This is a genomic window from Bacillus sp. LR--39 (assembly GCF_053613335.1).
Genome location: NZ_JBSIOT010000635.1, coordinates 1 through 823 on the forward strand (window position 1 = coordinate 1; position 823 = coordinate 823).

The following is an 823-nucleotide window of genomic DNA, read 5'->3' on the forward strand; positions in this document are numbered from 1 at the left end:
AGCCCCTTTGTTGATCAGCGCTTCAATCTGCGGAAAAACGGCATCATACGTACAATGTGAACACGTTAGGCCAAATCCGATTCTTTTTCCTTTGATCGACATTATGACAGCCCCTTTCGGTCAGTTGTTAATTCAGACAAAAGGTTGCACAAAACATTGGCAATGATCTGTCCCGCCGTTTTAGGCGCGACGATCCCGGGAAGTCCTGGAGCAAGCAGCGCTTTAATGCCTTGCTTTTCGGCAAAATCAAAATCTGTGCCTCCGGGACGGGTTGCTAAATCGAGAATTAATGTTCTGGGTGTCATTCGTGAGAGGACATGTTTATCGAGAATCAGGCTTGGAATGGTATTGATGCATATGTCGATATTTTCAACATGCTCTGCAAGTTCGTTTGTGTGGAAAGGAGTGAGGCCCATCTCCATGATTCTGGCGAGGTGGGCGGAGTCGCGAGCTCCGACTTTTACGCGTGCGCCGAGCGCCGAGAACGTCCGGCTGATGCTCATTCCCGTCCGCCCCAGCCCGAGAACCATTACATTCGAGCCGTGAATCGTAAAGTCTGTATGCTGTATGGCCATCATAATGGCACCTTCGACTGTAGGTATCGAGTTGTAAATCGCAATATCGTCTCTTTCAAAGAGCTTGATAAGACGACGGTTCGCCCCTTTGGCCATGCCGTCTAAATATTGGTTTGAAATCCCTGAATAAATCGCGCAGTGCGGCTTGGTTTTTTCTAAATGTTCCTGTTTTAACACCACTTTTTCATTGGAAAAAACAGTCGCAACCGTTCCTTCCATCGATGTGCCCGATACAGGCAGAATAATGC

At 47.9% G+C, this 823-nt stretch carries 1 protein-coding gene and 1 pseudogene; both read right to left on the minus strand.

Features of this window, described 5'->3' with window-relative positions; genetic code table 11:
• Positions 1 to 105 (minus strand): annotated as a pseudogene (gene spoVFB, locus ACWHAR_RS25465) (dipicolinate synthase subunit B); the annotation flags it as partial.
• On the minus strand, positions 102 to 823 hold a 722-nt coding region (gene dpaA, locus ACWHAR_RS25470; protein WP_452088232.1), incomplete at its 5' end, for a dipicolinic acid synthetase subunit A. The gene dpaA and the pseudogene spoVFB, both read right to left, overlap by 4 nt.